This window comes from Sphingomonas aurea, from assembly GCF_030678875.1.
Classification (GTDB): Bacteria; Pseudomonadota; Alphaproteobacteria; order Sphingomonadales; family Sphingomonadaceae; genus Sphingomonas; species Sphingomonas aurea.
Genome location: NZ_JAUUDS010000001.1, coordinates 992,175 through 1,005,606, shown reverse-complemented (window position 1 = coordinate 1,005,606; position 13,432 = coordinate 992,175). Strand labels below are relative to the sequence as shown.

10 protein-coding genes are annotated in these 13,432 nt (G+C 66.5%); 7 read left to right on the top strand and 3 right to left on the bottom strand.

The genetic code is table 11. The features are described 5' to 3' along the window. Positions 1-56 precede the first annotated feature (56 nt). Positions 57-1,439 (top strand): bifunctional UDP-N-acetylglucosamine diphosphorylase/glucosamine-1-phosphate N-acetyltransferase GlmU, encoded by a 1,383-nt coding sequence (gene glmU, locus Q5H91_RS05145; RefSeq protein ID WP_305172145.1) that lies wholly within the window; start codon positions 57-59, stop codon positions 1,437-1,439. Then, positions 1,439-2,356, top strand: a complete 918-nt coding sequence (locus Q5H91_RS05140) for an ROK family protein (protein WP_305172144.1) — start codon at positions 1,439-1,441, stop codon at positions 2,354-2,356. Before glmU ends, Q5H91_RS05140 begins: the two co-directional genes overlap by 1 nt. A gap of 980 nt (positions 2,357-3,336) precedes the next feature. Here Q5H91_RS05140 and Q5H91_RS05135 read toward each other — a convergent pair. Beyond that, positions 3,337-3,699 carry a DUF4440 domain-containing protein gene (locus Q5H91_RS05135; protein ID WP_305172143.1) on the bottom strand — a complete coding sequence of 121 codons (363 nt, stop codon included), beginning with the start codon at positions 3,697-3,699 and terminating at the stop codon, positions 3,337-3,339. Between the two features lie 186 nt (positions 3,700-3,885). Continuing rightward, positions 3,886-4,965, bottom strand: a complete 1,080-nt coding sequence (dinB, locus tag Q5H91_RS05130) for a DNA polymerase IV (RefSeq protein ID WP_305172142.1) — start codon at positions 4,963-4,965, stop codon at positions 3,886-3,888. An 80-nt stretch (positions 4,966-5,045) separates the two neighbouring features. On the opposite strand from dinB, the gene Q5H91_RS05125 reads away from it, so the two are divergent. The 5 genes from Q5H91_RS05125 to Q5H91_RS05105 all read left to right on the top strand — a co-directional run bounded on the left by Q5H91_RS05125 (position 5,046) and on the right by Q5H91_RS05105 (position 10,190). After that, complete coding sequence (locus Q5H91_RS05125; RefSeq protein WP_305172141.1) at positions 5,046-6,485, top strand: phospholipase D-like domain-containing protein; 1,440 nt, start codon at positions 5,046-5,048, stop codon at positions 6,483-6,485. Between the two features lie 44 nt (positions 6,486-6,529). Beyond that, entirely contained in the window at positions 6,530-7,648 is a 1,119-nt protein-coding gene (locus Q5H91_RS05120; protein ID WP_305172140.1) for a DUF47 family protein, read from the top strand. Between the two features lie 210 nt (positions 7,649-7,858). After that, positions 7,859-8,863 (top strand): inorganic phosphate transporter, encoded by a 1,005-nt coding sequence (locus Q5H91_RS05115; RefSeq protein WP_305172139.1) that lies wholly within the window; start codon positions 7,859-7,861, stop codon positions 8,861-8,863. Beyond that, positions 8,863-9,315 carry a MaoC family dehydratase gene (locus Q5H91_RS05110; RefSeq protein WP_305172138.1) on the top strand — a complete coding sequence of 151 codons (453 nt, stop codon included), beginning with the start codon at positions 8,863-8,865 and terminating at the stop codon, positions 9,313-9,315. Before Q5H91_RS05115 ends, Q5H91_RS05110 begins: the two co-directional genes overlap by 1 nt. After that, positions 9,312-10,190: an HpcH/HpaI aldolase/citrate lyase family protein gene (locus tag Q5H91_RS05105; protein ID WP_305172137.1), complete on the top strand. Its 879-nt coding sequence runs from the start codon at positions 9,312-9,314 to the stop codon at positions 10,188-10,190. The genes Q5H91_RS05110 and Q5H91_RS05105 overlap by 4 nt, the downstream gene beginning before the upstream one ends. 222 nt (positions 10,191-10,412) lie before the next feature. On the opposite strand, the gene Q5H91_RS05100 is transcribed toward Q5H91_RS05105, so the two are convergent. After that, positions 10,413-13,358, bottom strand: coding sequence for a TonB-dependent receptor (locus Q5H91_RS05100; RefSeq protein ID WP_305172136.1), 2,946 nt, complete (start codon positions 13,356-13,358; stop codon positions 10,413-10,415). Positions 13,359-13,432: the final 74 nt, after the last annotated feature.

The window sequence follows — 13,432 nt, the reverse complement described above, 5'->3', positions numbered from 1 at the left end:
GCGGTGCCAGCAGGGCTATGGCGTTGGCAAGGCATTCGTGCCAGTCCGCCTGCCCGATGACCGACACGACTCCCGCCGCAGCCCGTCCCCTCGCCGCCGTGATCCTGGCGGCAGGCAAGGGCACGAGGATGAAATCCGACCTGCACAAGGTGCTCCATCCGGTCGCGGGACGGCCGATGCTGCTGCACCTGATCGCGGCGGTCGGCGAAATGGGGGCGGAGCGAGTCGTGGTCGTTACCGGCGCTGGCCGCGAGCAGGTGGAGGCGGTGGTGGCGCCGCACGGCGTCGCGGTGGCGGTGCAGGCCGAGCAGCTGGGCACCGGCCATGCGGTGCGACAGGCCGAGGCGGCGCTGGTGGGCTTCGAGGGCGACGTGCTGGTCCTCTACGGCGACGTGCCGCTGGTGACGGCGGGCACGATGCGGCGGATGGTCGAGCGGCTCCATGCCGAGGACGCGCCGGCGGTGGTGGTACTGGGCTTTCGGCCGAGCGATCCCGGTGCCTATGGCCGGGTAATCGCGGACGCCGAGGGGCGGATCGCGCGAATGGTCGAGTATAAGGATGCCTCCGAACCAGAGCGTGCGGAGACCCTGTGCAATTCGGGGCTGATGGCGGTGCGCGGCGCCGACCTGTTCGCGCTGCTGGCGCGGGTCGGCAACGACAATGCGGTGGGCGAATATTACCTTCCCGACATCGTGATGCTGGCCGCGGCCGACGGACGCGGATCGGCGGTGATCGAGACGGGGGCGGACGAGGTCGCCGGGGTCAACAGCCGCGGCGAACTCGCCACGGTCGAGGCGGGCTGGCAGGCGCGACGTCGGGCTGAGGCGATGGCGGCGGGAGCAACGCTGCTCGCGCCCGAGACGGTGTGGTTCGCGCACGACACGGTGCTGGGCCGCGACGTGACGGTGGGGCAGAATGTCGTGTTCGGTCCTGGCGTCAGCGTGGCGGACGGTGCGACGATCCACGCCTTCAGCCATCTGGAGGGCGCAGAGGTCGGCGCCGGTGCGGAGGTTGGCCCCTATGCCCGGCTGCGGCCCGGCGCGGTGCTGGAGCGGAAGGCCAAGGTCGGCAATTTCGTCGAGATCAAGAAGGCCCGGCTCGGCGAGGGGGCGAAGGCCAATCACCTCACCTATCTGGGCGATGCCGAGATCGGGGCGGGCGCCAATATCGGCGCGGGCACGATCACCTGCAATTACGACGGCTTCCTGAAATACCGGACCAGCATCGGCACCGGCGCGTTCGTCGGGTCGAACAGCGCGCTGGTCGCACCGGTGACGATCGGCGACGGCGCGATCGTGGGGGCCGGATCGATCGTGACCGGCGACGTGCCGGCCTACGCGCTGGCACTGGCGCGCGCGCGGCAGGAGAACCGGGCGGGCTGGGCGGCGAAGTTTCGTGACATGATGCGCGCGCGCAAGGCGGCGAAACAGGGGGGATGATGGCTGACGACGCACCGCTGATCGCGGGGATCGAACTGGGCGGAACCAAGTGCATCTGCATCCTCGCGCGCGGGCCCGACGCGATCGAGGACCGGGTCGAGATGCCAACGACCCGGCCCGAGGAGACGCTGCAGGCGATCGAGGCGGTACTCGACCGGTGGTCGGGCTTCGTCGGCCTGGGCATCGCCAGCTTCGGGCCGGTCTCGATCGACCGGCACGCCGCCGATTACGGGCACATCACCTCGACTCCCAAGCCGGGCTGGGCAGGGCAGGACGTGGGCGAGCGGCTGCGCCGGCACGCGCGGGTGCCGACCGGTTTCCACACCGACGTGGTCGGCGCGGCGCTGGCCGAGGCGCGGTGGGGCGCGGCAAAGGGGCTGGCAGACATCGCCTATGCCACGGTCGGCACCGGGATCGGCGTGGGCCTGATCGCGGGCGGGCGGCCGGTCGACGGGCTGACCCACTCCGAGTTCGGGCATATCCGCCCCGTGCGTGTGCCGGGCGACGAGTGGGTCGGCAGCTGTCCCTATCACGGCGCCTGCTGCGAGGGGCTGGCGGCCGGCCCGGCGATCCGCGCGCGCACCGGTATTCCCGGCCCGGAACTGGGCGCCGACGATCCCGCCTGGGACCTGGTGGCGCACGCGCTGGGGCAGTTGCTCCACACGCTGGTGCTGACCGGCGTGCCACGGCGGATCGTGATGGGCGGCGGCGTGATGGTGGGCAACGACCACCTGTTCCCCCGCGTGCGGACAGCGATGAGCCGCAGCCTGGCGGGCTATGTCGCCCTGCCCGAAGTGAGCGATGCGGAGACCTATGTGGTGCCTCCGGCGCTGGGTGGAAACGCCGGACCGCTGGGGACGATCGTGCTGGGTGCGCAGGCAGTGCATGCGCAGTTGGATGCGGCGTTTATGGGGTGACGGCTTGAGCTTTCAGGCGCCGCAGCGACGGAGCCGCTGGGCGCGGGATATGCAACATCTGATCGATTGGCGAGAGGGACACCTTAATCCTTTTTCGAAGCAAGAGCGTACAGATACTTGTGCCTACCTTCTGATCCGCGGGGATAGTGTCGGAGAATAGCTTCTTCAGACTTGCTTAGATCAAATTCTTTATAGCCTTTCTTGAGCAGGCAAGTGCGTACATCGCCGACTTGTATACTCTGTATTTGCGTCAACTTTCTATCCAGCCTTGTTATTAATATGGAGTCGCGCCACTTATCGACGCTTGCGCCTCCCATATCTGCTTGATTAATTGCTTCGTCGGCCGTGCGGAAGCCCCGGAGAAATTGTTTTCCGGGCTCGTCCTGAGATACGTCTCTATAGTATCCAAGTTTCGCGCATTCTATCGCGTCCGCTCTATACTGTGTATAGGTGACATCCGGCTTTCCCCAGCTTGTCTGAGGCTTCCTCTCTGCATGTGCATGACTACTAGCTAATACAATAGGAAAAAGTATACACGTTCTGTGCATGATTCATTTCCCAGATTATTAGGTCCATGAAGCGCATGATACATCAAGTGTATCATGCGCTTAACTTATTTAGCCACAATAGGCGTAGCACCGACCTGTGCACTGTTGAAATCTTCTATCTGCATCAAAAAGACACGCGATATAACGACTTTGCTCATCAAAATAGTTCATGCAAAATCATATATTTCTTGATCTTACAAAATCGCATGAACTTATACACTAAATAATATCTGCGGCCATGACGCTAGACGTGGAAATCGCGATAGCTAAAATAAGTAGCGGAAGCCGTTTTAGCATTTGCCTCTGCTGAAATATACCATTCCCGCTTATCTTGTGGGTTCAGATAATATGTGCTGAGCTTATTCGGTTGTAAATCTCCAAACGATGAATGCGCTCAAGAGGAGAGCGTCGTCATGCCAAGCGGAACCGCCCTCACACCACGGCGGCGACCGGGGGCGGGGTCTGCTGGTGCTGGACGACGCGCCAGACCTCGTGTTCCAGGCGGCGGATCGTCGTGGTGCAGTAGGCGGTGTAGGCTTCACCGTCCTTCGCCGCCTCTGCCTTGTAGGCGATGGCGATCAGGCCCTCTTGCGGGCGCATGACCTGCTGCTCGCTGAACGCGACCTGCGACCAGCGGGGAGTATTCGCGACCGCCTCGATCGCGGCGCGGCCGGTCAGGACGAAGGGGTGTTCGGGCAGAACCATGACGCATTCGTCGTCGATCAGCTCGCGATAATGGTCGGCGTCGCCGGTCCAGAGGCTCTCTTCGAAGGCCCAGATTCGGTTGTCTTCCATGGTCTTGTCTCCCGTGGGTGCGGGAGGGAAGCGCCGGTGGGGCGGGATCGTTCCCGGTGGATATTTCGTCATTCCCGCGCAGGCGGAGATACAGAAGCGCTGCCGCCGCGCCTCCAGCCATAAACGTCAGCGTCTATGGATCCCCGCCTGCGCGGGAATGACAGGTTTGGGGAGGGCGGGCCCACGTTAGAACGGAAGGGCTGGCTGGATGGTCGGCGGGGTGTCGTCCGCGCCCAGCGCCGAGAGGGTAAGGCCGAGGAGGCGGATGCCGGAGGGTACGGGGAGTTGCGCGTCGAGCAGGGTGGTGCCGGCCGCGTGGAACGTCGCCCGGTCCGCTACCGGTACCGCGAAGGAGCGGGCGCGGGTGATCGTCGTGAAGTCGGCGCGGCGCAGCTTCAGCGTGACGGTGCGGCCGGCGGTGTCGGCGCGCTCGACGCGGTCCCAGGCGGCGTCGGCGACGAGGGCGAGCTTTTCGTGGAGCGCGGCCCGGTCGGTCAGGTCGTGCTCGAACGTGCGCTCGGCGCCGATCGACTTTGCGATGCGGTGGGCACGGACTGGGCGGTGATCCTCGCCCCGTGCGGCGTGGTAGAGATAGGTGGCGAAGCTGCCGAAATGGCGCTGGAGGAACTCCAGCGGCCGGTCGCGCAGGTCGGCGCCGGTATGGATCGCCAGCGCCTCCATCCGGCGTGCCGTGACCGGGCCGACGCCGTGGAAGCGCGCGACCGGCAGCGAGGCGACGAAGGCGGCGCCCTTGTGCGGGGGAATGACGCAGAGGCCGTCGGGCTTGTTCTGGTCGGAGGCGAGCTTGGCGATGAACTTGTTGTAGCTGACCCCGGCTGACGCGGTGAGGCCGGTATCGGCGCGGATGCGGGCGCGGATCGCCTCCGCGATGGCCTTGGCCGAGCCGAGGCTGTGACGGTCGTGCGAGACGTCGAGATACGCCTCGTCGAGGGACAGCGGTTCGACCAAATCGGTATAGTCGCGAAAGATGGCGCGGATCTGGTGCGAGACGTCGCGATAGACCTCGAACCGGGGTTTGACGAAGACAAGGTCGGGGCAGCGGCGCACCGCGGTCGAGGAGGGCATGGCCGAGCGGACGCCGAAGCGGCGCGCCTCGTAGCTGGCTGCGGCCACGACGCCGCGTGCCCGACTGCCGCCGACCGCCACCGGGCGGCCGCGCAACGCCGGCTCGTCGCGCTGCTCGACCGAGGCGTAGAAGGCGTCCATGTCGACATGGATGATCTTGCGGATGGGCGCGTCGGCCATGGCGATGGAGATAATAGGCGTCTTCACCGTTTGCAGCCATATCGGGGCCGCAAGCGGGAGGCGGAATGAAGGGGAGCCGGATGGAGCCTGGGGACGAGTTCTGGCGGGTGGCGCGGGCCGACCGCATGTCGGTCATCATCGACGCGGACGATTATTTCCGGGTGGCGCGCCGCGCGATGCTGCAGGCGAAGCGGCGCATCCTGCTGATCGGCTGGGACTTCGACGCGCGGATCGTGCTGGATCACGACGCGGCGCCGGGCGAGGGGGTGGGCCGCTTCATCTACGACCTGGTCCGGCATAATCCGGCGCTGGAGGTGTTCCTGCTGCGCTGGGACCTGGGGGCGCTGAAGTCGCTGGGGCGGGGGTCGACGATCTTCACCGTGCTGAAATGGATGGCACACCCGCGTATCCACACCAAGCTGGACGGACATCACCCGACGGGCGCCTCGCACCACCAGAAGATCGTCATCATCGACGACTGCCTGGCATTCTGCGGCGGGATCGACATGACCGGCGACCGCTGGGACACGCGCGCGCACCTCGACGAGCAGCCGCTGCGCCGTCGCCCGCTGGGGCAGCCGTACAAGCCGTGGCACGACGCGATCACCGCCCTGCAAGGGCCGATCGCGCACCAGCTGGGCATCCTGTTCCGCGAGCGGTGGCGGGCGGCAGGGGGCAAGGACGCGCTGTTGCCGGCAGCCGATTCGCCGGGCGAGAGCTGCTGGCCGGACGGGCTGCCCGTCGATTTCGAGGGAATCGATGTCGGCATCGCGCGCACCCTGCCGGAAATGCCGGACCAGCCGGGCGTGCACGAGAGCGAGGCGCTGTTCCTGGCGCAGATCGCGGCGGCGCGCGAGAGCCTCTATATCGAGAGCCAGTATTTCGCCTCGCGCCGGATCGCCGAGGCGATCGCGCGGAGGCTGGACGCGGCGGACGGGCCGGAGATCGTCATCATCAACCCGGTGACCGCGCAAGGCTGGCTGGAGCCGCTGGCGATGGACACGGCGCGGGCGCGGCTGATGACCGCGCTCAGGCAGCGCGACCAGCATGGGCGGCTGAGGATGTATCATCCGCATACCGCGGGCGGCACGGCGATCTATTGCCATGCCAAGATCCTGATCGCGGACGGGCGCGTGCTGCGGCTGGGATCGAGCAACGTCAACAATCGATCGCTCAGGCTCGATACCGAGTGCGATGTGTCGATCACCGCCGACACCGACGCGGAGGTGGCGTGCGTGGTGGCGATCCGCGACGGGCTGATCGCCGAGCATCTTGGGGTGGATGCGCCGACGGTGCAGGCGGCGGTGGCGCGGACGGGTTCGCTGATCGCCACGATCGAGGAGCTGCGCGGATCGGGCAAGACGCTCCGGCCCTATGAGGTGCCCGACCTGAGTGCGGTCGAGGCGTGGCTGGCGGACAACGAGGTGCTCGATCCGGAGGGACCGGAGGAGATGTTCGAGCCGCTGTCAAAGCGGGGGTTGTTCCGGCGCCTGTCGTTGAGGGGGCGGTCGAAGCGCTAACTTGCCCTGTTGCCAAGGGGATGCGCGCGTTCCATCCTGCCCGGATGTTACGCCAGATCGGCGCCTTGCCCTATCGGATCGCGGCCGGTGGCGTGGCGGAGGTGATGCTCATCACCTCGCGCGACACCGGGCGATGGGTGGTGCCCAAAGGCAATCCGATGGCCGGGCTGGCCGGGCACGAGGCCGCCGCGCTGGAGGCGTGGGAGGAGGCGGGGCTGCGCGGTTTCGCCTGCGCCGCGCCGCTGGGCGATTATGCCTATACCAAGCGGCAGCGGCGCGGGCCGGTGGCGGCGAGGGTGGCGCTCTATCCCCTGGCGGTGACCGCGCAGGCGGCCGACTGGCCCGAGCGGCGCGAGCGCGATACCCGCTGGTTCAGCCTGCCCGATGCGGCGAAAGCGGTGGCCGAACCGGACCTGAGTGCGCTGATCGCTGGCTTTCGGCCGCCGCCTGCGCCATCGGGCGTGGTAGAACGGATGGTCCCGGCAGTCCGGACCGGGATAAGGAGGCGAATTCCGATGCTTGGCTGGTTCCAGTCGCTGCTGCCCCAGCAGGGGCGATTCTTCGATCAGTTCGAGGCGCATGCCGCGACGCTGGTGGCGGGCGCCGACGCGCTCGCGACGCTGCTGCACGAGACGGCGGCCGGCGACGTGCCCGCGCAGGTCGCGCGGATCGTGGCGCTGGAGCATCAGGCCGACGATATCACCCGCGACGTGCTGCAGGATGTGCGGCGCGTGTTCGTGACGCCATTCGACCGCAGCGCGATCATCGAGCTGATCGGAGTGATGGACGACGCGATCGACCAGATGAACCAGACCGCACGCTCGATCACGCTCTACGGCTTCGCCGAGTTCGAGTCGCAGATGCGTGACATGGCCGGCATCATCGTCGAGGCGGCACGGATCACCGCGGAGGCGATCCCGCTGCTGCGGTCGATCAACAAGAATGGCGACCGGCTGACCGAGCTGACTACCCGGCTGATCCGGATCGAGGGCAAGGCCGACGACATCCACGAGGACGGGCTGCGCGCGCTGTTCGCCAAGCGGCAGGGCGAGCCGATGGCCTTCATCGTCGGGCGCGAGATCTACAGCCATCTGGAACGGGTGGTCGACCGGTTCGAGGATGTCGCGAACGAGATCCAGGGGCTGGTGATCGACCATGCTTGAGGGGGTGGATCGGGCGCGTCCGTCGACGCTCGCCAACCCCGTCATCTCCGCCTGCACGGGGATGACGGGGTTGGGATTCGGGCTCCCGTTCTCGTTCCCCCGCGCAGGCGGGGGGCCAGTGCCTTCCGATGCGAGCTGCGGCCCTGAAGGCACTGGGCTCCCGCCTTCGCGGGAGCACGGGCGGCGTGGTGCACTCAAGGCGCGTCGGCGATGATTTCCTTGCCGCTGCTGGTCGGGCTCGTCGCGTTCGCGCTGCTGTTCGACTTCCTGAACGGCATGCACGATGCCGCCAACTCGATCGCGACCGTCGTGTCGACCCGGGTGCTGAAGCCGCAATATGCCGTGCTGTGGGCGGCGTCGTTCAACTTCCTGGCGCTGTTCGTGTTCGGCGAGCATGTCGCCAACACGGTCGGCAAGGGCATCGTCGATGCCAATGTCATCGACGCGACCGTCATCTGGGCGGCGCTGTGCGGCGCGGTGTTCTGGAACGTGCTGACCTGGGTGCTGGGCATCCCGTCGTCGTCGAGCCACGCGCTGATCGGCGGGCTGCTGGGCGCGGGTCTCGCCAAGGCGGGGTTCAGCGGCATCGTGTGGAGCGGCATCGTCAAGACGGTGGCGGGCATCTTCGTGGCGCCGGCGGTCGGCATGGTGCTGGCGCTGGTATTCGTGCTGGTCGTCGCCTGGACCAGCCTGCGCCTGTCGCCGCTGTCGGTCGACAAACGCTATCGCAAGCTGCAGCTCGTTTCGGCCGCGCTCTACAGCCTGGGCCATGGCGGCAACGATGCGCAGAAGACGATGGGGATCATCGCGGTGCTGCTCTATAGCCAGGGCGTGCTGGGCGACACCTTCTACGTGCCGCTATGGGTGGTGCTGTCCTGCTATGGCGCGATCGCGCTTGGCACCATGTCGGGCGGGTGGCGGATCGTCCACACGATGGGGTCGAAGATCACCCGGCTGACCCCGGCGCAGGGGTTCTGCGCGGAGACGGGCGGCGCGATCACGCTGGCCATCGCCAATATCGGCGGCATCCCGATCTCCACAACCCACACAATCACCGGCGCCATCGTCGGCGTCGGCGCGGCGCGGCGGGTGTCGGCGGTGCGGTGGAACGTGGCATCGAACATCGTCGTCGCCTGGTTCGTGACGCTGCCTGCCGCCGGGCTGGTCGGGGCGAGCGTGTTCTGGCTGACGCGGGCGATCGGGGGGCTGATCTGATGGCGGGATTGTGGTTCGACGAGCTGGTGGTGGGGCAGGTCTTTGCTCACGCGATCCGGCGGACGGTGACCGAGACGGACAATCTGCTGTTCTCCACCCTGACCCACAATCCCGCGCAGTTGCACCTGGATGCCGAGTATATGGCGGCGAGCGATTATGGCCGCATCCTGGTCAATTCCACCTTCACGCTGGGGCTGATGGTCGGCGTGTCGGTCGGCGATACGACACTGGGCACCGCCGTCGCCAATCTCGGCTGGGACGAGGTGCGGTTCCCGGCGCCGGTATTCATCGGCGACACGCTGCGCATCGAGACCGAGGTGACGGCCCTGCGCGAGTCGAAGTCGCGACCGGACGCGGGGATCGTGACCTTCCTGCACCGTGCCTATAATCAGCGCGATGAACTGGTCGCGACGTGCAAGCGATCGGGGTTGCAGCGGAAGCGGCCGGCATGATCCGGTCCTGGCTGTTCATCCCGGCGGACAGCGAGAAGAAGCTGGCCAAGGGCGATGCGTCGGGCGCGGATGCGCTGATCCTGGACCTGGAGGATGCGGTGGCGCCGGCGGCCAAGCCGGCGGCGAGGGCGCTGGCCGCGGAATATCTGCACGGCCGACCGGCGGGAACGCGGCGGCCGGAGGTGTGGGTGCGGATCAATCCGCTCGATACCGATCTGGCGCTGGCCGACCTGGCGGCGGTGGTCGCGGCGCGGCCCGACGGGGTGATGCTGCCCAAGGGCGAGGGGCCGGCGGACGTGCGGCGCCTGTCACACTATCTCGACGCGCTGGAGGTGCAGGCGGGGGTGCCGCAGGGCACGACGCGCATCCTGCCGGTGGCGACCGAGACGGCGGCGTCGCCCTTCACGCTCGGCGACTATGCCGGGGCGGGGCTGGCGCGGCTGGCTGGGCTGACCTGGGGGGCGGAGGATCTGGCGACGGCGCTGGGGGCGAGCACGAACCAGGCGGCGGACGGTAGCGGCTGGGCGTTGACCTATCGCCTCGTGCGCTCGCTGACCCTGCTCGGCGCGCGCGCAGCGGGCGTGCAGGCGATCGATACGCTCCACGCCGATTTCCGCGACGAGGCGGGGCTGCGTGCGGCATCGGTAGCGAGCTATGCCGAGGGATTTACCGGGCGCCTCGCGATCCACCCGGCGCAGGTCGCCGCGATCAACGAGAGTTATCTGCCCTCGCCCGGGCAGGTCGAGCACGCGCGGCGCGTGGTCGCGGCGTTCGCCGAAGCCGGTGGCGGCACGGTGGGGCTGGACGGGCGGATGCTCGACATCCCGCACCTGAAGCAGGCGCAGGCGGTGCTGGCGCAGCTGCGCGAAGGGTGACGAAAAAGTCGGGTGCCCGCCGAAGCGGACACCCGAGTAGGGGGACTTTGAAGAGGTTTCCGCTCGCCCTGCTTCCCGGGAAGAGGAGCCCGTGGATGCTAGAGCGGTTCGACATCCAGAATTTTGTGACCGTTCTGCGAATCGATCGAACGTCATGCCGGGCCTGCTGCGGCATCCACAGCCGCAAGCGATACCGCCCGCGACCCTGGATGCCGAACCTGCCTAAAACTTGCCGCGGATGCCGAACGAAATGGTTGTGCCGTTGAAGTAGGAATTGTCGCGGCGGGACTGGCCGTTGCCGGCGGATTGGGTCGGGTCGGTGTAGAAGAAATAGACTTCCTGATTGGTGATGTTCAGCGCATCGACGCGCAGCTCGATCATGTCGTTGAGGCGATAGCTGATCGTGCCGTCGAGGAAGCCCTGCGCGTTCAGGTAGGGCACCTGGTTGTTGCCGGTGTTCACGAAATTCTGGCCGGTCTTGCCACGGTAATTGTACGAGCCGCGGATCGACAGCGGACCCTTCTCGTAGAAGCCGGTGACGCTGTAGGCGAACTTCGGCACGGGCTGCAGACCGATGCGGTCGCCGTTGGTCAGGACGAAGTCGCTGCCCTCCTGATCGATCACGGTGAAGCTGCTGGTGACGCCAAGGCCGTCGAACGGCTTGGGCAGGAAGGTGAAGTTCTGCTGATAGGCGAACTCCAGCCCCTTCAGCTTCAGCTCGTTCTGATTGACCGTGATCGTCCGGTCGAACAGCGCATTGGGGTCGATCACGCCGTTGTTGCAGACGGTGCCGCCGAGCGACGCGCAGCTGAACAGGTCCGACGTCAGGCCGAGCGTGCTGAACGGCACCCGCTCGATCACCGAGAAAGGCCGGTCGCTGATGTTCTTGATGAACGCGCCCGCGCTCAAGAGGCCACCGGGGGCGAAATACCATTCCAGCGTGGCGTCATAGGTCGCCGCGGACTGCGGGCGAAGGTCCGGGTTGCCGACGGTGACCGCGGGATTGAAGATGTTGGGAACGCGCGTGCCTGCGGCGATCGTCGACAGCGCGTTGCGGGTGATCGTCTGCCCGGTCGAGCCGCGCAGCACCAGCTTTTCGGTGATGTCGAAGGTGAAGCTCGCCGAGGGCAGGAAGTTCTGATAGCCGCCCTCGCGCTCCGCGGGCGCGAAGCCGCCGGTCGGCACCGTCTGATAGTTGTTGATGAGCGTTCGGGTGTCGGAGAAGCGGACGCCCCAGTTCACGCGCAGCGCGTGGCCGGCGATCGGGAATTTGAAGCTCGTCTCGAAAAAGCCCGACTTGACGATCTCCTCGGCCTGGAATGCCTGGTTGAGCGCCGGGGTCGCCGCGCGATTGGCGGTGTTCGCCGCCAGCGTGCCGAGCACGAAATCACGCGAGAAGGTCGCGAACTGCGACGGGTAGCCAGAGTTGCCGCCGTTCCGCAGCTCGCCGAACTGGACGAACGGGTCCATGTTGGCGAACACGCCGGTCGGGTTGGTAGCAAAGGTACCGCCCTGCGGCAGCGGGGTGCGCGCCGCGATGGCGCTGCCGTCCTGGCGCTGCACCCGCTTGGTGCTGGAGGTGTAGTTGGCGCCCAGCTTCAAGGTGAGCAACTGCTCGCCATTGTCGACGGGCGTCCAGTCGAGCACCGCCCGGCCGGTCTTCACCCGGTCCAGCTCGTCGTTGATCGCGAAACCGAGCGACGGCGCACGATAGTTGGCCGGATTGGTGAAATCGACCGGCGAGCTGATCGTCGGATAGGTGATGTTGACGGTGGGATCGAAGGTGGTCGTGATCCCGTAGATGTTCGAGATGACGCGGTTTTCCGAATAGACCGCCTTGCTCTGGCTGAAATTACCCTGTGCCGAAAACCTCAGGTTGTCGGTAACGTTCCAGACGCCGCGCCCGATGATGTAGCGGAACTTGGTCTTGGTATCGCGGTAGAAGCTCTCGGTCAGGATGCTCGAATTGCCGAACGTGCCATAGAGGTTGTTATACTCGTCGATCTTCACGTCGAGCGGGATCAGGCCGGAATTGGTGCCGGTGCCAGGTGCACTGGTGCTACCCCGGACAGTGCGGCTGTTGCGGACCGGGACGCCGAAGGTAAACTCGGTGGTGGAGTCGGTCAGGTCCGAGGCGATGCCGTCGACGCTGAGCTCTACCCGGTCGCTCTTGTACTGGAGCGAGCCGACGAAGCCGAGCCGCTCGCGATCGGTATTCGATGCGTAGATGCGATAGAAGCGTGGCAGATTGGCATTGGCGATCTGGTCGCGAGTCAATCCGCCGAAATTGGCGAGCGGGTTGTCGAGGTCTAGCTCGAAATTGAACGGGCCGCTCGTGTTGGCGGCGGGGGAGCCGTAATAGGGACGGCGACCCAGTGCCGACGAGTTGTAGCCGCTGGTGCCACCGCCGGTCGACTGGAAGCCCGAGCGCTCGTTGACGTTCTTGGCATAGGCGACGCCGAACAGCGCGCCGAAATTGCCGACCGTGTCGCTGAGCAGCAGCGAGCCGCGCGGGCGCCATTCCTTCGACTGGGTATTGTAGTTGGCCTGCGCGGTGTAGCGGATGACGCGGCCGTTGCTGTCGAACGGACGCGGCGTCTGCAGGTCGATGACGCCGCCGATGCCGCCCTCTTCCAGATTGGCGAGCGGCGTCTTGTAGACGTCGACGCGGCCGAACAGCTCGGACGGGAAGACGTCGTAGTTGAAGTCGCGGGTCGAGCTGCCGACGTTGGTCGACGACGTGGTGCGGACCGGCGCCCCGTCGATGGTGGTGACGGTGAATTCCGATCCCAGGCCGCGGATGCTGATCCGCTGGCCCTCGTTCGAGAAACCGTCGCGGCTGAGGATGACGCCGGGAATACGCTGGAGCGAGTCGGCGACGTTCGCCTCGGGGAACTTGCCGATATCTTCGGCGACGATGGAGTCGCGGATCGCGATCGAATCGCGCTTCAGCGCGATCGCCTTGCTCAGGCTGTTGCGGAAACCGGTGACGACGATGTCTTCTGCCGCCTGCTCGTCGGGGGTTGTAGCGGCCTGGCCGTCAGGCGCCGCAGTGGCCTGGGCGTCGGTGGTCGTGTCCGGCGCTGTCTGGGCGTGGGCCGGCCCGATCGCCAGCACGGTTGCGAGAACGCCGAACGACACGGCCGATGCGAACCTGAACTTCCCCATTTCATCCCTCCAACCGTAACGGCCATTCTGCCATCTCGATGGGAGTTATCATACAAGTTGATGATGGCGTGTCA

Excerpts from the sequence above, each read along its gene's own strand:
- glmU (WP_305172145.1), top strand. The coding sequence starts at position 57 with ATGACCGACACGACTCCCGCCGCAGCCCGTCCCCTCGCCGCCGTGATC.
- Q5H91_RS05140 (WP_305172144.1), top strand. The coding sequence starts at position 1,439 with ATGGCTGACGACGCACCGCTGATCGCGGGGATCGAACTGGGCGGAACC.
- Q5H91_RS05135 (WP_305172143.1), bottom strand. The coding sequence starts at position 3,699 with ATGGAAGACAACCGAATCTGGGCCTTCGAAGAGAGCCTCTGGACCGGC.
- dinB (WP_305172142.1), bottom strand. The coding sequence starts at position 4,965 with ATGGCCGACGCGCCCATCCGCAAGATCATCCATGTCGACATGGACGCC.
- Q5H91_RS05125 (WP_305172141.1), top strand. The coding sequence starts at position 5,046 with ATGGAGCCTGGGGACGAGTTCTGGCGGGTGGCGCGGGCCGACCGCATG.
- Q5H91_RS05120 (WP_305172140.1), top strand. The coding sequence starts at position 6,530 with ATGTTACGCCAGATCGGCGCCTTGCCCTATCGGATCGCGGCCGGTGGC.
- Q5H91_RS05115 (WP_305172139.1), top strand. The coding sequence starts at position 7,859 with ATGATTTCCTTGCCGCTGCTGGTCGGGCTCGTCGCGTTCGCGCTGCTG.
- Q5H91_RS05110 (WP_305172138.1), top strand. The coding sequence starts at position 8,863 with ATGGCGGGATTGTGGTTCGACGAGCTGGTGGTGGGGCAGGTCTTTGCT.
- Q5H91_RS05105 (WP_305172137.1), top strand. The coding sequence starts at position 9,312 with ATGATCCGGTCCTGGCTGTTCATCCCGGCGGACAGCGAGAAGAAGCTG.
- Q5H91_RS05100 (WP_305172136.1), bottom strand. The coding sequence starts at position 13,358 with ATGGGGAAGTTCAGGTTCGCATCGGCCGTGTCGTTCGGCGTTCTCGCA.